We start from the raw sequence: 19090 nt of genomic DNA on the forward strand, positions 1-19090 counted from the left end.
CAACTCACATAACTATTGGAGTCCTTATGGCTAACCATCTAAGCAAACTGGCTATGGGTGTCGCGGCAATCGCTACGTCTACCATGGCTGTCGCTGCGGATAAACCGAACATCCTAGCGATCTGGGGTGACGATGTTGGTATCTTCAACATCGGTGCATACAACAACGGCATGATGGGTTACGAAACCCCAAACATCGACCGTATCGCTAACGAGGGTGCACTGTTTACTGACCACTACGGTCAGCAATCTTGTACTGCAGGTCGTGCTGCCTTCTTGACAGGTCAAGAACCGTTCCGTACTGGTCTTCTGACTATCGGTATGCCAGGTTCAGATCACGGTATTCCTGATTGGGCTCCAACCATTGCAGATCTTCTTAAAGAACAGGGCTACATGACTGCTCAGTTCGGTAAGAACCACATGGGTGACCAAGACAAACACCTTCCTACTGCGCACGGTTTTGACGAATTCTTCGGTAACCTTTACCACCTAAACGCAGAAGAAGAGCCAGAGACCTACTACTACCCGAAAGATCCTGAGTTCCGCGCAAAATACGCTCCACGTGGCGTTATTAAGTCAACGGCTGACGGTAAGATTGAAGATACAGGCCCAATGACGCGTAAGCGTATGGAAACGGCAGATGAAGAGTTCCTAGAAGCATCATTGAACTTCATGGAGCGTGCAGTGAAGGCGGACAAACCTTTCTTCATCTGGCACAACACCACACGTATGCACGTTTGGACTCGTCTACAAGAGAAATACCAAGGCGCATCAGGCATCTCTATCTACGCTGACGGTATGTTAGAGCACGATGATCACGTTGGTGTGCTACTAGATAAGCTCGATCAACTGGGTGTTGCTGACAACACGATCGTTATCTACTCAACCGACAACGGTGCGGAAACAGGCACATGGCCAGACGGCGGTGCAACTTTCTTCCACGGTGAAAAAGGTACCACTTGGGAAGGTGGTTTCCGTGTACCTCAATTGGTTCGTTGGCCTGGTGTGATCGAACCTGGTACCAAGATCAACGACATTATGTCTCACAAAGACTGGATCCCAACGCTACTTGCAGCGGCTGGCGATGACAAAGTCGTAGATAAACTAAAATCAGATAAGGGTGCGAAATACAACGGTAAGAACTGGCGTGTACACCTAGATGGCTACAACTTCCTACCTTACTTTGAAGGCAAAGAAGAGAAAGGTCCTCGTGAGTCTCTACTTTACTTCTCAGCTAACAGTGACTTAGATGCTGTTCGTTGGAATGACTTTAAAGTTCAGTTTGCACATATGGAAGGTAACATCGCTGACGGCGTACGTTTCCAAACCAACTGGCCTTCAATTGTTCACCTACGTGCTGACCCATTTGAAAAAGCACCACACGAATCTGGTCTGTACCTACGTTGGATGGCAGATAACATGTGGTTGTTTGTTCCGGTACAACAGCAGATCGCACCATTCTTGGCAACAATCAACCAGTACCCGTTCCAAGCAAGCCAAGTGTTGAACCCAGGTAACTTCAACCAGAACGTTATGATGCTTCAAGGAAAACTGAAGCAGCTTGAAGCGGCGACAGCTAAGTAATTAGCCTAACTCGTTATAAGTTCATTCAAAGCAAAACGCTCTGCCACATGGCAGAGCGTTTTTTTATGCATTCAACCGTATGTAAAATACAAGTTATTCATCATCCAGCGGAATTAATTTCGTCGGACCACCATGTATTTTTTCCCTCTGCCTCTGCACCAAAGCGTAGAAACCTGGGATTAAGAAAGTACCTGCGAGTAGAACACACAACAGCCCGCCGATAAGAGAAACACCTAACGAGTTTTGACTGATATGGCCCGCGCCATTGGCAAAGATCAATGGGAAGATCCCTAAGATAAACGACCAAGAGGTCATATTAACGGCGCGAAAACGCAGCTTACCGCCCTGAACTGCCGCCTCATCGATCGGTGACTCTTTCTCTTCGCGCTCGACCTTAGCGAACTCGACAATCAAAATGGCGTTCTTCGCCGCCAAGGCAATCAGCAGCACCAGTCCGATTTGCGCATAAAGATTGAGTGGCATTCCGGCAAGGTTTAACGCCAAGAAAGATCCGAGCGTTGCAACCGGCACAACCAAGATGATCGCCAGTGGAATACTCCAGCTTTCGTACTGCGCCACCATGAATAAGTAAATAAAAATCAACGCCAGCGCGAACGCGAAGATCGCTTGGTTACCGGCTAAGACTTCTTGGTAGGCCATGCCTGTCCACTCGTATTGGTAGCCTTGTGGTAACACTTCCGCAGCGACTCGCTCCATCGCTGCAATCGCATCGCCACTGGAGTAACCCGGTGCCGGTTGTCCTTGAATAATGGCGCTGCGGTACATGTTGTAACGCCATGCCACATCGGGCTCAAACACCTGCTCGTAGCTAACCAAAGTACTCAGCGGCACCATCTCTCCCGACTGACTGCGCACATGGAAACGCTGCAAATCGTCCATGCCGCGGCGATGCTCGCCATCGGCTTGCATCGTGACGCGGAAGTTTTTACCGAACATGGTGAAGTCGTTGACATAGAGTGAACCCAGGTTGCCTTGCAGCGTCTGGAATACTGACGACAACGGTACACCCAATTGCTGCGCTTTTTCGCGATCAATATCGACGTAATAGTGCGGTACGTTCGCCCTAAAGGTACTGAAGGTATACGCGATCTCAGGTTGCTGATTGGCCTCTGCAATCATCTGCCCCATGACCAGCGCCAGATCGGTTCGGCTGCGTCCCAACGTATCTTCGAGGACGAACTCAAATCCAGACGCGGCGCCCATGCCTGGCACGGCAGGCGGTCCCATTGCGAATACAACCGCCTGCGGTAGTGTCATCGCTGCTTTACCGTTGATCCTCTGGGCGATCGCGTTGGCGCTGTGATCACCTGTGAGCGCATTGCGCGTATCCCAATCATGCAGTTTAACAAACAGAGATGCACCGTTTGACGCTGCGGCACCGGTCATAAAGGAGTAGCCATTCGCTACCGTCACGCCATCTACGCCCGGCTCCTGGCTGACCAAATCAATCAGCGAACCCGTGACCGCCTCTGTCCTCGACAAAGACGCAGAGTCAGGCAACTGGACATTGATCAACAAGATCCCTTTGTCCTCTTGGGGAACAAAAGCGGTAGAGGTCGTTTTAGCGAAAAAGCCGACCGTTACCACGGCCACAACAAAGAATCCAGTCAATAAAACGGTCTTTTTCACCAAGAAACCCGCGATTTGACCATAGCGATGCGTCACTTTATCTAACCCGCGGTTGAAGACGTTAAACCAACGGGCGGTATTGCCTCCGCCTTGTTTTAGCACCAAAGAACAGAGTGCCGGCGAGAGGGTCAGCGCGTTGATGGATGAAATCACCACAGAGATACAGATGGTTAACGCGAACTGACGGTACATAATGCCGGTAATACCCGGCAACATAGCAACAGGTAAGAACACCGCCAGCAACACCAGCGTCGAGGTAATGATCGGCCCTGTCACCTCTTTCATCGCCAGCAAAGTGGCTTTACGCGGGGAAATGGTCGGGTCTTTCGCCATCGTGGTATCCACGTTTTCGATGACCAAAATCGCGTCATCAACCACAATACCGATGGCCAGAATCAAACCAAACAAGGTGACGGTGTTAATCGTAAAGCCCGTCGCTTGCATGATGGCAAAAGTACCAATCAAGGAGACTGGAATAGCAAACACGGGAATTAAGGTGGCTCGCGCGCTGCCTAAGAACAGGTAGGTCACCGCAATCACCAACAAAATCGCCTCAATTAAGGTTTTGACCACCCCTTTGATCGATTCAGCGACAAACACTGTGGTGTCATAACTGGTCTCATACGCCATGCCTTCTGGGAAGTTGGCGCTCATGCGTTCAAGCAAATCCATCACCGCTTGACCACTTTCTAGCGCATTGGCATCCGATTGCAGTGACAACGCGACAATCGACGCATCGCGGCCACGGAACTGACCGCTTCCGTCGTAAAACTTTTTGCCCAGTTCCACTCTTGCCACGTCTTTCAGATAGACAGTCGACCCATCATGGTTGGCGCGCAGCACCACGTGCTCAAACTCTTCAACGCTCTCCAAGCGGCCTTTGGTGACCAAGTTGAACTGCACTTCCTGAGTTTCGCTATACGGAGCAGCGCCCACTCGCCCGGCAGCCACTTGCACATTTTGTTCACTGAGCGCGGCGTAGACATCCGATGTGGTCAGTTTCAGGTTAGCCATCTTGTCTGGATCGAGCCAAACACGCATTGCGTATTCGCCTCCTCCGATAACGTTGACTTCACTGATGCCTTTCACTCGCGCGAGCTGATCTTTGACGTTGAGGTTGATGTAGTTGATCAAAAACTGATCGTCATACTTGCCATCGGGTGAGTAGAAGTTGAGCACCATCAGCAAATCTGGCGAGCGCTTTTTCACCGTCACTCCGACCATACGGACTTCTTGGGGTAGCTTTGACTCAATCTGCGAGACGCGGTTTTGGACATTTACCTGCGCCATGTCTGGATCGGTCCCGACGTCGAAGGTGACATTGAGGCTGTACGAACCATCGTTAGCGCTTTTTGATGACATGTAGATCATGTTCTCAACGCCGTTAACCGAGGTTTCTATCGGATCGGCAATGGCTTGCTCAACGACTTCGGCACTCGCCCCAGTGTAAAACGCGCTCACGCTGACCGAAGGAGGACTAATTTTCGGGTACTCAGCAACAGGCAAGATTGCTAACGCAATCGCTCCAGCTAAGGTTAATATGATCGAGATAACCAGCGCGAACTTAGGGCGCTGGATAAAGAAACGACTTAGCATCCTGCCCCCTTACGATTGCGTCGCATTTGTCGACGTTTCATCTTGCGGTGAAACATGGACAGGCACGCCATTACGGACACGTTGCAGACCTTGGGTAATCACTTGCTCGCCAGCCATCACGCTATCTCGAATGATCACCCCTTGCGGTGTTTGCTGACCAAGCGTCACGTTGCGGCGCTCAGCAATATTCCCCTTTGCTAGGATCATAACAAAGTGCCCTTCTAAGTCGGTTTGTACTGCACGTCTTGCAACCACTACCGCCGGCTTTGCTTGTTTCTCTCGCAACTCAACACGAACATGTTGCCCGGGAAGCAAGCGATAATCAGGGTTTGGCACACGCGCGCGCATCGCGATAGTGCCTGTGTTGAGATCAATACGATTCCCTAAATAGTCCAGCTCGCCAAAGTGGTCGAAAGGTTGACCGTTTTCAAGCAGCACCTGTACTTCGACAGAGTGGGCCCCTTCACGGCCATCGCCTTTGATTGAATCCATCCCGAGGGCTAAGCGTTCACGTTCACTGACGCTAAACGCGGTGTGGACAGGGTCAAGACTGACGAGCGTTGTCAGCACACCACTTTGCGGAGAGACCAGATCGCCGGTGCTGAAGTGGCTCTCGCTGATGCGGCCCGAAAACGGTGCGCGAATTTGGGTATACGAGAGATTGACCTTAGCCAAGTTGACTTGCGCTTTGCCTGCTTCAACTTGTGCTTGCGCGCCAAGCAAGTTGGCATTCAAATTGTCAAATTCTGACTGCGAGATGCTGCCTTTGGGCAAGAGGTTTTTCCCGCGTTCGAAATCGAGTTGCGCTTTTTTCAGCGCGGCGTTGGCCTGCGCCAAGCTTGCTTTAGCACTCGCCAATTGCGCTTCAAATGAAGAAGGTTCGATAGTGAAAAGCAGCTGACCTTTTGCCACCATCTGCCCTTCGTCAAAATGGCGCGCTTTAAGGTAGCCTGTCACTTGTGCCGTGATGTTGGTGTCTTCCACCGCCTCCACGCGGCCAATGTAGGATTTGCTTTCTTGGTAGGAAATTTCAGTGACAGGTTCAACGACCACTAACGGCGCTGATCCACCTTGGGCAGCCGTAGAAGAATCGTTGCAACCTGTAATAAAAAGCGCACTGGTGAGCGCAGTGATGATTAACGTCTTTTTCATGATAAACCGCTAATGAAATGAAATAGGTTCATCATGAACATAAACACAATTCACATCGCTTCTGTCCGAGAAGTATCAGAGCGATACCGTATTGTGTATCAGTTTGTAACTAAACGCCTTTGCAATAAGTTATCAACTTGTTGATATAAAACGTCGGGCGATGGCCAGGTATAAACCAGTTCTGGAACTTGAGTACCACATGGGGCATTCCATAGCCTCTCTTGTGCTAACTGACCACCAATATGCTCATAGAAATCAATCGCCTGCTGATTCCCCTTGAGTACTTCAAGATACACGCCGTTATCAGGGAAATATTGACGTGCCCAATCGGCAATCGCTTTGAGTAGTGTCAGGCCAATACCGCGGCCGCGAAAGTAGTCATCCACATGAAGGGCATCAATGATAGTGCCGCGCTCAAAATCATGATTACCAAAACCACACACAAAGCCGCACAATAGCCCACCTTCCTCAATCACATACACCGCTTGATTGAACGGTGGATTGGTTAAGCGCGTTTGCCAGATGATTTTACGTTCGGATTGTACCTCTTCTCCGAGATACGCTTTAGATAGGATGCCAGAATAGAAGCGTTGCCAACTTTTTGCATGCAATCCTGCTATACGCTCGAAGTCGCTATATTCCGCTACTTTTATTTCCATTTATAGTTCCTTATTACTTCCTGTAAGGATGAATTACACATTCATACTATTGAACATTTAACAAAAAGCCAAACATCCTGTCAAAGATAAGCAATAAATCCGGGCCTATTTGGTTCACTTTGCAAACAAAACAGTGAATTACTCTGTTACAGATTTAGCTCTCAGTCCTTTCAACTTTCGTTTGACTTACACGTGTACGCTGACTATTCTGGCGAACACGTGTTAGCTGAAGGTTTGCATCATGTCGATTAAGGAAAAGCCGCCTCTTATTTGGGTCAATGTTTTACTGTTTATTTCTACCTTTTTAGTCGCTGCGATTGCCGCTCCGTGGTATGGCATCGAGTTTGGTTATCAGTGGCAACACTGGTTCTGGCTGGTGGTGACGTACTCGTTTTGTAATCTCTCCATTACTGCAGGCTATCATCGCTTGTGGTCCCACAAAACCTACCAAGGTCACTGGTCTATCCGATTGCTGTTTGCGCTCGGTGGTGCTTTTGCTCTGCAAAACAGTATCCTCCATTGGAGTTCTGACCATCGCGTCCACCACAAACACGTCGACAACAATGACAAAGATCCCTACTCGGCCAAACGCGGGTTTTGGTTTTCTCACATTGGCTGGATGCTAAGAAACTACAATCAAGAGATCTACACCGATTACGCCAACTGCCGCGACTTACAGAAAGATAAGATCGTGATGTGGCAACACAAACACTATCTCTTACTCGCGTTGGTGACCAACCTTGGTATTCCTGTGGGCCTTGGCCTTCTATATGGCGATGTTTGGGGCATGGTGTTGATGGTGGGCGTCGTGCGTTTGGTGCTGAGTCACCACTCCACCTTCTTCATTAATTCATTGGCGCACATCTGGGGCGCTCAACCTTACACGGACAAGAACACCGCACGTGACAACGGGATTCTCGCGTTCTTCACGTTTGGCGAGGGTTACCACAACTACCACCACATTTTTGAAAATGACTACCGCAATGGTATTCATTGGTGGCAGTACGATCCAACTAAGTGGCTGATAAAAAGTTGTGAATGGGTAGGATTGGCAGAGAAACTTCGCGTAACTCCAAAGATTAAGATAGAGAAAGCGCGCGCAAAAATGACGCTAGAGCGCGCCAAATCTAACATTCGCTCTATGCCAAATGCGAGCCTCATCAGCGATACGCTCAACAAAGAGTTTGAGCAGTTGATGAGCAAAATGACCGACTACTACGAGGTGAAGAAGCAGGTCCTCGAAGCGAAGAAAAGCAACATGGTTGAGCGCTACGAGCAATCCCTCTTAAAACTGCGCTATCAACAGTTGAAACAGGATCTCGCCGCACAAAAACGTCGCTGGGAAGGACAGATCGCTCAATACGCCTAATCAGAACACTTTGTTCAGTCTAAAGTATCTAAACTAAAAGCCTTAAATGATCAAAGGGAGCTGACGCTCCCTTTGTTGTATTCATGTTTCGATAATGGTTGTCTTGATTAGAGTACCGCTCAAGCCGCACTCTGGCTATTAGCCAATCATACGCTCGTCTTGTACACGATGCTCGTTGATCAACACCGTAGTCGCACGTTTGAAAAAGTTGAAGTCGGTCGCGGTCGCACTGGTGTACGCACCCATCATGCGGCCCACCACCAAGTCACCATCTTCGAGCATCGGTAGCATGATGTTTTCCGCAATCACGTCAATACTGTCACAGGTTGGACCTGCCAGTACGCTTGGCATCATCTCGCCACCTTGCTTCAGTACCGCCATGGGGTAAGGCGCATCATCAAACATGAGACCACTGAACGAGCCATAGATACCATCGTCTAGGTAGTACCACATCTGACCTTCACGCTCCGCTTGGCCCATCACCGATGCCACACTGGTTACTGCCTCTGCCACAATAAAACGTCCTGGCTCAGCAATCACCTGCACTGTTTCTGGTAGGGTAGCAAGCGCTTGGTTGATCGGTTGGCAAAACTCATCAATCGGCATCACTTTTTGTGTATAGCACACTGGGAAACCTCCGCCGATATCTAAGGTACTCAGTGCCGGTAGCCCTTTCGCCACCACTTTGTCCATGACATCACGGCAGGCGTGAATCGCGTCGACGTATTTCTGCGGGTTCATCGTTTGTGAACCCACGTGGAAAGAGAGTCCTTTAATGCGAATATTCCACATTTGCGCTGTCTCAATGATCACGAGTGCTTGCTCTGGCGTGCAACCAAATTTCTTCGACAAATCGGCAAACGCTTCATTGTTGCGAAAACTCAAGCGCACTAGCAGCTCAACTTCATCTTGATAAGGCTTAAACTTCGCCAATTCGTTCAAGTTGTCGACCACAAACACGTTGCAACCGTACGCTAAGGCATCACGGATATCGGCATCACGTTTGATTGGGTGAGTATGAATCGTGCGCTCAGCAGGCACGCCCTGCTCGGCCACCAATTCCACTTCGCCGGTAGTGGCAAGGTCAAAACTCGCCCCTTCTTCAAGCAGAGTGCGAACAACAGCAGGGTGTGGCAGTGGCTTAAGTGCGAAGTGCAAGGTGACATTCGGCAGTGCACGGCTTAGCGCTTGGTAGCGTTCACGAATGATGTCGCAATCGAGGAGCATCAAAGGTGCGCCATATTGGCTCACCGTTGATTCGATGAATTGCGCTTCACTCGCTGCCATCGCAGGGGAAGCAAAAGATTGAAAACCGAGTACTGAGTGTGTGTTAGCCATGATAGCTTTCTCCAACAATTTAGGCATTGCTCGTCGCGCTGCCCTATTGGGGGGGTAAGCAAATCGATGAACAATGGAGCGTCAATAAAGCGCAATACGCGCAGTCAAAGTCACTCTTGGATAGTTGCTCTATCGCCTTGCCACAAAACAGAATGTGATGTACTCGGATTGGCTATCATCAAGAAGCAGGGCGATAGTAAGGTCATGAGTCGGTCAGTGCAATAGGAAATGGGCAAAAGAAAAGAGACTTATTTTTATCGTCTAGATAAGGATTCTTTATTCACTCCACACTATGACCTAACGCCTGTGATCAACCCTTTTTCTTACCGCGTCCCGCATGAATTTTCAGCTTGGCTTTCATTTTACGCTTTTCCGATGAACGGCTTTTTTTCCTTGGCGCACGATCAGGTTCCATCTCTTCAATCAGACTCGGTTCGAAGCCCGCCAGCCACTCTTGTGGTAAGCGCTGATCAAGCAAACGCTCAATCGCCTCAAGCAGGTACTCTTCGTCTTTTGCCATCAAAGAGACCGCTAGCCCGGCTTGACCCGCGCGGCCCGTACGGCCAATCCGGTGGATATAGTCTTCCGCTTTGTAAGGTAAATCGAAGTTCACCACCTGCTCTAATTGCGCAATGTCTAAGCCTCGCGCGGCGACATCTGTGGCAATCAACGCACGCACTTTACCTGATTTGAAATCGTCTAGCGCTTGTTGGCGTGCCCCTTGGCTTTTATCACCGTTGATAGAAGCAGCCTTAATGCCATCTAACTTTAACTCTTTGGCCAACGCATCACTGCCCTGCTTGGTTTTGGTAAAGACCAACACCTGCTGCCAGTTTTTAGATCCAATCAAATAGGCCAACAATTCCGCTTTGCGTTTTTTGTCGACCGGATAGACCATCTGCTCCACTTTCTCAGCGGTACTGTTGGCCGGAGACACTTGCACGACTTGCGGATCATTGAGCATTTTGTGCGCCAGCGTTTTAATGCGTTTATCAAAAGTGGCAGAGAAAAACAGCGTTTGACGCTCCGGGTTTGTCGCTTTGAGAATGCGTTGAATATCCGGCATAAAGCCCATATCCAACATGCGATCCGCTTCATCCAACACCAAGTAACGTGTTTTCTTAAGTTGGATGTGTTTACAGTAAAGGTGATCAAGCAGGCGCCCAGGCGTAGCGATCAAAATATCACAGCCATTGGCGAGGTGACGCGTTTGTACATTGATGCTTGTGCCGCCATAGGCGGTGACAATGTGCAACTCACTGGTGTGGTTGTACGCGCTGAGGTTGTCGTACACTTGCTGCGCTAACTCACGCGTTGGCACCACGATCAGCGCCAACACATCGTTGCTTTGTGGATCGCGCTTTAACGCCGCTTGGCTCAAAAGTTGGATAATCGGCAAACCAAACGCGGCGGTTTTCCCCGTACCAGTTTGCGCACCGGCCAACAAATCGACCCCTTGCAGTACTTTTGGAATGGCCTGCTCTTGTATGGCTGTGGGCGTATCGAAACCCAAACGTTCCACCGCTGCGACAAGCGAAGAATCAAGACCAAGTTGAGTAAATAGAGACATTGTGCAATTCCAAATAGAGTCGGGTCGGCGATTCTATCAGAAACTCTGCGCAGCGTTGAGCACGTCTGAATACAATTGGTCGAAAATCGCCATTAAGTGAGCAGATTCTCGGCTTAAATCCTCACCGCAATGCCCCAATGGCGTCATTCTAGGCGAGCGCTGAGCAATTCGGCTCAGTGCAAAGCGGATGTTGTCGAGCTCTTGATACGAGCTCAACCATTGACCTTGGTGCATTGCGTTAGCAACACGCATAAAACGTTCAGGTAGTGGCTGCTCTGTCTGCTGAGCTTGGCGTAGAACGGTGCGCATGGCAGATTGACTGAATTGCTCAAGCGAGACGGGATGATACTCATCAAAGCGGCAGGCTAACGCATGGTCCCAGAACATATCTAACGCGATGGGCGCATAACGCCTTTTTTCACGGGCGAAAAGCAACTTTGCCTGCGCGGTTAATGGGTGGCGATCGGTGTACGAATCGACAAATCGATGCAACTTAATGCCATCCACCACTGAAGGATGAAAACGCCCCTCGGGATTGCCTTTAACAAAATCCCCGAGCAAGTTTCCCATTAGGTTTGACTCACACGCGGTCGCGATATGTAGGTGAGCGAGGTAGTTCATAAAACACAAAGCCAGCGCATCCGCACTGGCTATTCTCTAAAAGAGGGTTGGGTAACACTTACTGACCAAAAAGTTCTTTGGCGAGTTCGAGGGTTTCTTCATCGTAGTTCGATAAATCAAACCCGATTTCCATCGCATCGAGGAGTTCAAGATTCTCTTCGTTGATTGCTTGGTCACTCATAGGACCTCCTTATTCTTCATTTCCCCTGCTCGAGCCTCAAGCAGGTCTCCTTTATACGTCTGTTATATGACACTTTTTTGAAAAGTAAAACCCCTTGGCACTCGATAGCGCACTGAGATCCAGTGCAAAACGTTTGCATGACTGCCAGAATAGGCATTACACAGCCAACTGTAAACAATAATGTACAACAATGGAGTTTTATCTGTACATTTCTCTTGATCTCAAGGGAAAGCTCCAACATAATCGCCATCAAGTTAAATAAAGCACTAACCCTGCCCTTATTAACGCCATTATTCTCTAACCAAACACCAATAACACGTAAAGAATTTCATACATGTCTAAATCAAAGGTTTTCGGTAGTACTTTGATCATTGCTGGTACCACCATAGGAGCGGGCATGCTGGCCCTGCCACTTGCGTCCGCTGGGATCGGATTTTCCACCTCTCTACTTATCATGCTCGTGTTGTGGGCCCTGATGGCTTACACCGCACTGTTGATGGTCGAGTTACATCAACACGCCGACGCCAAAGCGACACTGCACACATTGGCCGAGCAATTTCTCGGTAAGCGAGGCAAGTGGCTCGCCAGTTTTGCCATGATGTTTCTCTTCTATGCACTCTGCGCTGCTTACATCGCAGGGGGTGGCGCGCAGTTTGGTGAGCGTATAGCGCAAATTGCAGCAATTGAGGTCTCCCCTGCTGTCGCCACCATTGTATTTACTCTCATTGTTGCTGTCGTGGTGACCATTGGCACAAGCACCGTGGATAAAGTCAATCGCGTACTCTTTAGCGTGAAGCTGCTAGCGATGGCGTTGGTGCTGACCTTCCTAGCACCCAATGTGACACAATCTTACCTACTGAGCCTCCCGATTGAGCAAGGTTTGATCATCGCCGCTATTCCCGTGATTTTCACCTCATTCGGTTTTCACGGCAGTATTCCCGCCATTGTGAATTACTTGGACGGCCACACGATCTCACTGCGCCGAGCAATTATGATTGGCTCTGCGATCCCCTTGATGATTTACCTATTTTGGCAGTTGGTGACTCTGGGCGTTGTCAGTCAAAGTACGCTGATGGACAACCAAGGCCTGAGCGCGCTAATTCGCACCTTGGGCGAACAAGTCCATCAATCTAACTTGGCGCAAACTATCGGCCTGTTTGCTGACCTTGCACTGCTGACTTCGTTCCTCGGTGTCAGTTTAGGCTTGTTCGAGTTCCTTGGCGATTCGCTTACGACATCGACACGCCGCCCTAATCGTTGGGTGATCGGCGTCGTGACCTTCTTGCCGCCGATGGGCTTTGCCCTTTTCTATCCTGAAGGCTTTATTATGGCGCTCGGTTACGCGGCGATAGCCTTAGCGGTATTGGCGATATTCCTACCAGTATGGATGGTGAAGCGCTCAAGGCAAACGCATCAAAGCGCGGGCTATCAAGTCATTGGTGGCAACATAGCGCTGAACATATGTGGGCTGACTGGACTTATCATTGTCGGCGCGCAAGTGCTCATCACTGCAGGTTGGCTCCCGGCTCTGGGTTAAGCAACATTAATAGTCAGTGATTATGGATGATGGAAAGGCAGCGTGGCTGCCTTTTTTTGGTTGTGGGTTGTGGGTTGTGGGTTGTGGGAGCGAGTTTGATCGTTGGGGGTGGAATAGGAGTATAGGGAGACGATTTTATGTGAAAGTTTTTCGTAACTGGCTCTGTCTTGTGTAGAGATAGTCAAATTCAACGAGGTTGATATGAAACTGAACAGTCACGTGACCTTAGCCCTTATTGCCATTGCGGCAGTGGCGACGTCTTTTCTTGGTCATACACAAAGCGCGGAAGATAGCCCCTCAACGAGCGCCGCTCAGAATACCGCTCAGATAGAAACCGCAACGCTCGCAGGCGGATGTTTCTGGTGCACGGAATCGGATCTGGAAAAGTTGGACGGTGTGATTGATGTAGTGTCCGGCTATTCCGGTGGTACGCTCGACAATCCGACCTATAAACAAGTCTCTTCAGGCAAAACCGGGCATATCGAAGTGATTCAGGTGACCTTTGATGCCTCTCAAGTAAGCTATGAGCAAGTGCTCGATCAGCTGCTGCGCCATATTGATCCTACCGATGACCAGGGCTCATTTGTTGACCGAGGTCGTCACTATCGCCCCGCCATTTTCTATCACAACCCCCAACAGCGAGATATTGCAAACCAATTCCTCGCCGAGGTGGACATGTTAGGCGTGTTTAAAAAACCACTGAAAGTAGAGCTCATTGCGTTTGATACCTTCTGGCCTGCAGAGGAGTACCATCAGGACTACTACAAAAAGAGTAAAGTGCGTTACAACTACTATCGTTACGCATCTGGACGCGACCAATATCTGGACTCGATTTTTGGTGAAGACCGCAACGAAAACCCAGTGACGCTACGTGAGATGATCGACCAAAGTTCCGGTCAAGCCAGTGGCTCGACATCAGAGGTGACAACCTACGTAAAACCGAGCGATGACGAACTCAAAGCTCGCCTAACCGATCTGCAATACTACGTAACCCAAGAGGAAGGGACTGAGCGCCCATTTGACAACGAATATTGGGACAACAAACAAGCAGGTATCTATGTGGACATCGTCACTGGTGAACCGCTGTTTTCATCAACCGATAAATATAAATCGGGCACAGGCTGGCCGAGCTTTACCAAGCCGATCGATGAGAGTTACATTGTCACTAAAACCGACTTTAAGCTCATCTATCCAAGAACAGAAGTACGCAGTCGATTCGCTGACTCTCACCTAGGTCACGTCTTTAAAGATGGGCCGGCGCCAACAGGGTTACGCTACTGCATGAACTCAGCGGCGATGAAATTTATTCCGCTTGAGGAGATGGCTAAACAGGGCTACGAGAACTATCTCTATTTATTCGAAGGTTGATTGAATCGCCATAAAAATAGCCAGCAAAGACGCTGGCTATTTTTGTTTTTCCATCGAGTGTAATGACGATTATTTCATCACACGCGCTTTAAAGGTGCGGCCTTTCATCTTGCCGGTTTGTAGCTGTTTTAGTGCCGTTTTGACGGCATCATGCGTCACCGCAACATACGACACCATAGGCAGTATGTTGATTTTGCCAATCTTACTGCCATCAATGCCCGCTTGTTTGGTCAACGCTCCTAAGATATCGCCAGCGCGCACTTTTTGCTTCTTACCGCCGAGGATTTGGATGGTTTGCATCGCTGGGTAATAGGGTCTTTCCATCGGCTTTTCCGGCACCGAATTTGGCGTGATCTCTATGTCCATGTACTCTTCAATTCGCGCCACGCGGTACTGCTCTTTTTCACTGAAAAAGCTCAATGCCATCCCTTTTGCGCCCGCACGACCGGTACGGCCAATTCGGTGAACATGCACTTCAGGATCGCGTGACAGCTCAAAGTTGACGACTGCATCAAGGTTATCGACATCCAATCCGCGCGCCGCCACATCGGTGGCAACCAAGATAGAAATGCTCTTGTTGGCAAAGCGAGTCAGGGCTTGTTCACGTTCACGCTGTTCCATATCGCCGTGTAACTCGACCACGCTAAAACCTCGCTGAGACAACTCATCCGTCACGTTTTGCACTTCTCGCTTGGTGTTGCAAAACACCACTGACGACTCAGGTTTATGCGTCAGAAGCAATGCCTCAAGGGCATCGTCTCTTTGCTCGGTACTCTCCAGTTGGAAAAACTGCTGAGTAATGGTGCTGCTTTGGTGGGTCGACTCGACTTTAACGATCTTAGGCTCGCGCATCACTTTGTGCGCCAAGCTGTCGATGTTGGTTGGGAAAGTGGCACTAAACAGCAAGGTTTGACGATCTGTTGGCGCCTCAGCCAAAATGGCATCAATGGCCTCTTCAAAACCCATGTCCAGCATGCGGTCCGCTTCGTCTAAAACGAGAGTGTTCAGCTCATCAAGATTGATACGACCTTTGCTGAGGTGATCCAACAAACGCCCCGGTGTACCGACCAAAATATGCGCGCCATGCTCTAATGAGCCAATTTGAGGGCCCATTGGCATGCCGCCACACAGCGTCAGTACCTTGATATTGTGAATGCCTCGCGCCAGCGTGCGGATCTCGGTCGCCACTTGGTCAGCCAGCTCTCGAGTAGGACACAGCACCAATGATTGAACACGAAAACGACCCACATTCAGATTGTTCAGCACGCCAAGAGAAAAGGTCGCGGTTTTACCAGAGCCCGTCTTCCCCTGACCAATGACATCCTGCCCGTCGAGAATAAGCGGCAACGCCTGCTGCTGAATGGCCGTCATCTCAGTGTAACCCATTGAGTCTAGGGTCTGCTTGAGTTCGGTTTTGAGGTTAAGTTGGTCAAATGAAAGGTTCACTCTGGTGTCCTTGTTGTTTCAATATGGGTTCGCGCGGTGGCGACTGTAACAAGCGCTTGGTCTGCGCTCGTAACGCTTAAAATGGGTAAAACGAAAAACCGCTTCACAAGAAGCGGTTTTTACTTATCTATCGAATACCGTGTAAAAACTCATGTCGGGTCGCGGGGTTCGATTTGAAAATCCCCCCCAACGCCGTGGTGGTGGTTTCGCTGGTCGCGTCCATCACGCCGCGAGATTTGACACAATAGTGAGTGGCATCAATCGTTACCGCGACATCGTCCGACTCCAATAAGGTTTGCAAGGCCACCAAGATCTGCTGAGTCATTCGCTCTTGGACCTGTGGACGCTGAGCAAAAAAACGCACGATGCGGTTAATTTTGGACAAACCGATGATTTTACCGCGCGGAATGTACGCCACCGCTGCACGACCATCGATCGTCACTAAGTGGTGCTCACAAGTGCTCGTCACGGTGATGTCTTTAACACGGACCATCTCACTGACGTTCATCTTATTTTCAATCACGGTGATCTTAGGGAAGTTAGCGTAGTCCAAGCCAGAGAAAATCTCATCCACGTACATTTTGGCGATGCGATGCGGCGTCTCTTCCAAACTGTCGTCACTTAGGTCTAACTCAAGCAGGGCGAGGATCTCACGCATATGATGCTCGATCTTCTGCTTTTTTTCGTCTCGGCTAAATTCGTTGGGCACCATCGGGGTTTCTAACCCGCGACGTTCTAGCGCCTCTTTTACTAACTTCGCAGACTCGCTAAGACCTGACATTCGACTTCCTCTTAATACTCTAACTGCCGTCAAATCGGGATAATTACCCCTTTCGGATGGCTGACAAGGATACTCGGATTTTTGAATAATTACATCCACATTTTACTGACGGGGGATTGATTTGTGCTGCTTTTTGTATGGTAGAGTGTCAACCATTACGTCAACCCTAAACGCCTGTGGTTATTTGGGGTGAATAATAATCAAAACAACGGAATTTACTCTATGGGATGCTGTGACGCACCGGGCCTAATGCCCATTGAAGAAGCGATGGAAAAAATGCTTTCGCCGATTAAGCCGATTCAAACCACCCTACGCTTACCGCTCGCCGACGCGATCGGTTTTGTCCTTGCACAAGATATTCTCTCGCCTATTAATGTGTCCCCTTTTGATAACTCTGCGATGGATGGCTATGCCATCAGGCGTGCGGATCTGTCCAAGCAAGCGATCTTGCCACTGGCGGGTAAATCTTTTGCAGGTCAACCGTTTGAAGGTGAATGGCCAGCAGGAAGCTGCATTCGCATCATGACTGGTGCAAAAATTCCTGACGGTGCCGACGCCGTGGTCATGCAAGAAAACACCGAAGTGAGTGAAGAGGGTATCCGCTTTCTGCAAACCGATGTCAAACCCAACAACAATATTCGCCCGACCGGAGATGATATTCGCCAAGGCGATGTGGTGTTACCCAAAGGGGCGAGACTGACGGCCCGCGATATTCCCATGATCGCGACGCTGGGGGTAAGTCATGTTGATGTGGTACGTAAACCTCGCGTGGCGTTTTTCTCCACAGGGGATGAATTGAGGCCACTCGGCGAACCTCTAGTTGACGGACAAATCTACGACAGCAATCGCTACGGCATCAAACCGCTGATTGAAAATTTTGGCTGTGAGCCGATTGATTTAGGCATAGTACCCGACTGCCCTGAAAAGCTGGCGTCAACATTTGAACAGGCACAAAGACTGGCTGACGTTGTGGTGACCTCGGGGGGCGTCAGTGTCGGTGAAGCGGACTACACCAAAGATATCCTCGAACAGCTCGGCGAAATTGGTTTTTGGAAGCTAGCGATCAAGCCGGGCAAACCGTTCGCGTTTGGTCAGCTCTCCAGTGCGTGGTTTTGTGGGCTGCCGGGTAACCCCGTCTCTGCGGTTTTGACCCTATACGTGCTGGTGCAACCCATGTTGGCGAAATTAGCCGGACACACGCAGTGGCAGGCGCCGCCAATGATTCCCGCCGTAACCAAAACCGCCTTCAAAAAATCGCCGGGACGTACAGACTATCAACGTGGTATCTACCGCATCGAAAATGGGCAATTTGTGGTTGAAACGACAGGTAATCAGAGCTCAGGCGCCTTTCGTTCTATGAGTCTTGCTAACTGTTTCGTGATTTTGGAGCGCGAACGGGGCAATGTTGCAGAAGGCGAAACCGTTCACATTCAGCTCTTTAATTCAACCTTGTACTGATAAGGGGGGAACTTGGTGATGTTATCTGATCAAGAAATGCTCCGTTACAATCGCCAAATTATCTTGCGCGATTTTGATTTTGACGGTCAAGAAGCGCTCAAAGAGGCCTCTGTCCTCATTCTGGGCGCCGGGGGCCTTGGCTGCGCGGCCAGTCAATATCTCGCCGCCGCAGGCATCGGTACCTTGACCTTGGTTGACGATGATGAGGTTGAGCTGTCGAACCTTCAGCGCCAAGTGCTCCATCATGACCAAGACATTGGCAAGAAAAAGGTCCAATCTGCGGCGAAGTCTCTACGCCAATTGAATCCGCACGTCGTCGTGCATACCGTCGAGTCGCGTTTGGACGACATTCGTCTCTCCCAGCTGATCGGCGTTCATTCTCTTGTGATCGATGCCAGTGACAACGTAGAAACACGCAATCAGCTAAACCGCCTTTGTTTTACTCATAAAGTTCCACTTGTTTCTGGCGCAGCGATCCGCATGGAAGGACAAGTAAGCGTTTTCACTTACCAAGACGCGCGTAAACCGTGTTACCAGTGCCTGAGCGCGCTATTTGGCGCCAATGCGCTGAGCTGCGTGGAGGCCGGCGTTATGTCTCCCGTGGTCGGAATTATCGGCGCGATGCAGGCACTCGAGGCGATCAAAGTCATCACCCATTTTGGTCAGCCTTGTGAAGGTAAACTCCTCATGTTTGACGCCCTGACGCTCAACTGGCGTGAAATGGCACTCATGAAACAACCTGATTGTCAGGTCTGCGGCTCACAGCAGTAACCGCCTGTCT

15 protein-coding genes are annotated in these 19090 nt (G+C 49.8%); 6 read left to right on the forward strand and 9 right to left on the reverse strand.

Going from position 1 to position 19090, the window contains the following annotated elements:
* Positions 1 to 26: 26 nt before the first annotated feature.
* Complete coding sequence (locus AC6R1A_RS11070) at positions 27 to 1583, forward strand: arylsulfatase (protein WP_487901459.1); 1557 nt, start codon at positions 27 to 29, stop codon at positions 1581 to 1583.
* Positions 1584 to 1676: 93 nt separating this feature from the next.
* On the opposite strand, the gene AC6R1A_RS11075 is transcribed toward AC6R1A_RS11070, so the two are convergent.
* The 3 genes from AC6R1A_RS11075 to AC6R1A_RS11085 form a co-directional block, all read right to left on the reverse strand.
* Entirely contained in the window at positions 1677 to 4829 is a 3153-nt protein-coding gene (locus tag AC6R1A_RS11075) for an efflux RND transporter permease subunit (RefSeq protein ID WP_500633133.1), read from the reverse strand.
* Between the two features lie 9 nt (positions 4830 to 4838).
* Complete coding sequence (locus tag AC6R1A_RS11080) at positions 4839 to 5981, reverse strand: efflux RND transporter periplasmic adaptor subunit (protein WP_500633132.1); 1143 nt, start codon at positions 5979 to 5981, stop codon at positions 4839 to 4841.
* Between the two features lie 98 nt (positions 5982 to 6079).
* A complete protein-coding gene (locus AC6R1A_RS11085) occupies positions 6080 to 6640 on the reverse strand; it encodes a GNAT family N-acetyltransferase (protein ID WP_487901456.1) in 561 nt (186 codons plus the stop codon).
* 241 nt (positions 6641 to 6881) lie between these two features.
* Between AC6R1A_RS11085 and AC6R1A_RS11090 the strand changes: the two genes are divergently transcribed.
* Positions 6882 to 8009, forward strand: coding sequence for an acyl-CoA desaturase (locus AC6R1A_RS11090; RefSeq protein ID WP_500633131.1), 1128 nt, complete (start codon positions 6882 to 6884; stop codon positions 8007 to 8009).
* 138 nt (positions 8010 to 8147) lie between these two features.
* Here the strand turns inward: AC6R1A_RS11090 and AC6R1A_RS11095 are convergent, their stop codons facing one another.
* From AC6R1A_RS11095 to AC6R1A_RS11110, 4 genes are all read right to left on the reverse strand, one after another.
* The gene (locus AC6R1A_RS11095; protein WP_500633130.1) at positions 8148 to 9347 is read right to left on the reverse strand and encodes a type III PLP-dependent enzyme; all 1200 of its coding nucleotides are present in this window, start codon (positions 9345 to 9347) and stop codon (positions 8148 to 8150) included.
* 310 nt (positions 9348 to 9657) lie between these two features.
* On the reverse strand, positions 9658 to 10917 hold the full coding sequence (locus tag AC6R1A_RS11100; RefSeq protein ID WP_500633129.1) for a DEAD/DEAH box helicase: 1260 nt from the start codon (positions 10915 to 10917) through the stop codon (positions 9658 to 9660).
* Positions 10918 to 10953: 36 nt separating this feature from the next.
* Positions 10954 to 11538 carry an acyl carrier protein phosphodiesterase gene (locus tag AC6R1A_RS11105; RefSeq protein WP_500633128.1) on the reverse strand — a complete coding sequence of 195 codons (585 nt, stop codon included), beginning with the start codon at positions 11536 to 11538 and terminating at the stop codon, positions 10954 to 10956.
* A gap of 58 nt (positions 11539 to 11596) precedes the next feature.
* On the reverse strand, positions 11597 to 11719 hold the full coding sequence (locus tag AC6R1A_RS11110; RefSeq protein WP_334551932.1) for a hypothetical protein: 123 nt from the start codon (positions 11717 to 11719) through the stop codon (positions 11597 to 11599).
* A 334-nt stretch (positions 11720 to 12053) separates the two neighbouring features.
* Here AC6R1A_RS11110 and AC6R1A_RS11115 point away from each other — a divergent pair, with 334 nt between their 5' ends.
* Positions 12054 to 13256, forward strand: coding sequence for an aromatic amino acid transport family protein (locus tag AC6R1A_RS11115; protein ID WP_500633127.1), 1203 nt, complete (start codon positions 12054 to 12056; stop codon positions 13254 to 13256).
* A gap of 201 nt (positions 13257 to 13457) precedes the next feature.
* Positions 13458 to 14624, forward strand: a complete 1167-nt coding sequence (msrB, locus tag AC6R1A_RS11120) for a peptide-methionine (R)-S-oxide reductase MsrB (protein ID WP_500638814.1) — start codon at positions 13458 to 13460, stop codon at positions 14622 to 14624.
* Between the two features lie 69 nt (positions 14625 to 14693).
* Here msrB and dbpA read toward each other — a convergent pair whose 3' ends face one another.
* Entirely contained in the window at positions 14694 to 16010 is a 1317-nt protein-coding gene (gene dbpA / locus AC6R1A_RS11125) for an ATP-dependent RNA helicase DbpA (RefSeq protein WP_500633090.1), read from the reverse strand.
* Between the two features lie 187 nt (positions 16011 to 16197).
* On the reverse strand, positions 16198 to 16851 hold the full coding sequence (gene folE, locus AC6R1A_RS11130) for a GTP cyclohydrolase I FolE (protein WP_334551936.1): 654 nt from the start codon (positions 16849 to 16851) through the stop codon (positions 16198 to 16200).
* A 222-nt stretch (positions 16852 to 17073) separates the two neighbouring features.
* Here folE and moeA point away from each other — a divergent pair, with 222 nt between their 5' ends.
* On the forward strand, positions 17074 to 18309 hold the full coding sequence (gene moeA, locus AC6R1A_RS11135) for a molybdopterin molybdotransferase MoeA (protein WP_500633091.1): 1236 nt from the start codon (positions 17074 to 17076) through the stop codon (positions 18307 to 18309).
* A gap of 12 nt (positions 18310 to 18321) precedes the next feature.
* Positions 18322 to 19080 carry a molybdopterin-synthase adenylyltransferase MoeB gene (moeB, locus tag AC6R1A_RS11140; protein ID WP_500633073.1) on the forward strand — a complete coding sequence of 253 codons (759 nt, stop codon included), beginning with the start codon at positions 18322 to 18324 and terminating at the stop codon, positions 19078 to 19080.
* Positions 19081 to 19090: the final 10 nt, after the last annotated feature.

This window comes from Vibrio sp. R10-SG3-ISO3, assembly GCF_059834225.1.

Coding starts and splice junctions, on each gene's coding strand:
- AC6R1A_RS11110 (WP_334551932.1), bottom strand. CDS start 11,719: ATGAGTGACCAAGCAATCAACGAAGAGAATCTTGAACTCCTCGATGCG.
- AC6R1A_RS11090 (WP_500633131.1), top strand. CDS start 6,882: ATGTCGATTAAGGAAAAGCCGCCTCTTATTTGGGTCAATGTTTTACTG.
- AC6R1A_RS11080 (WP_500633132.1), bottom strand. CDS start 5,981: ATGAAAAAGACGTTAATCATCACTGCGCTCACCAGTGCGCTTTTTATT.
- AC6R1A_RS11085 (WP_487901456.1), bottom strand. CDS start 6,640: ATGGAAATAAAAGTAGCGGAATATAGCGACTTCGAGCGTATAGCAGGA.
- AC6R1A_RS11095 (WP_500633130.1), bottom strand. CDS start 9,347: ATGGCTAACACACACTCAGTACTCGGTTTTCAATCTTTTGCTTCCCCT.
- AC6R1A_RS11070 (WP_487901459.1), top strand. CDS start 27: ATGGCTAACCATCTAAGCAAACTGGCTATGGGTGTCGCGGCAATCGCT.
- folE (WP_334551936.1), bottom strand. CDS start 16,851: ATGTCAGGTCTTAGCGAGTCTGCGAAGTTAGTAAAAGAGGCGCTAGAA.
- AC6R1A_RS11100 (WP_500633129.1), bottom strand. CDS start 10,917: ATGTCTCTATTTACTCAACTTGGTCTTGATTCTTCGCTTGTCGCAGCG.
- AC6R1A_RS11075 (WP_500633133.1), bottom strand. CDS start 4,829: ATGCTAAGTCGTTTCTTTATCCAGCGCCCTAAGTTCGCGCTGGTTATC.
- msrB (WP_500638814.1), top strand. CDS start 13,458: ATGAAACTGAACAGTCACGTGACCTTAGCCCTTATTGCCATTGCGGCA.
- AC6R1A_RS11115 (WP_500633127.1), top strand. CDS start 12,054: ATGTCTAAATCAAAGGTTTTCGGTAGTACTTTGATCATTGCTGGTACC.
- dbpA (WP_500633090.1), bottom strand. CDS start 16,010: ATGGGTTACACTGAGATGACGGCCATTCAGCAGCAGGCGTTGCCGCTT.
- moeA (WP_500633091.1), top strand. CDS start 17,074: ATGGGATGCTGTGACGCACCGGGCCTAATGCCCATTGAAGAAGCGATG.
- AC6R1A_RS11105 (WP_500633128.1), bottom strand. CDS start 11,538: ATGAACTACCTCGCTCACCTACATATCGCGACCGCGTGTGAGTCAAAC.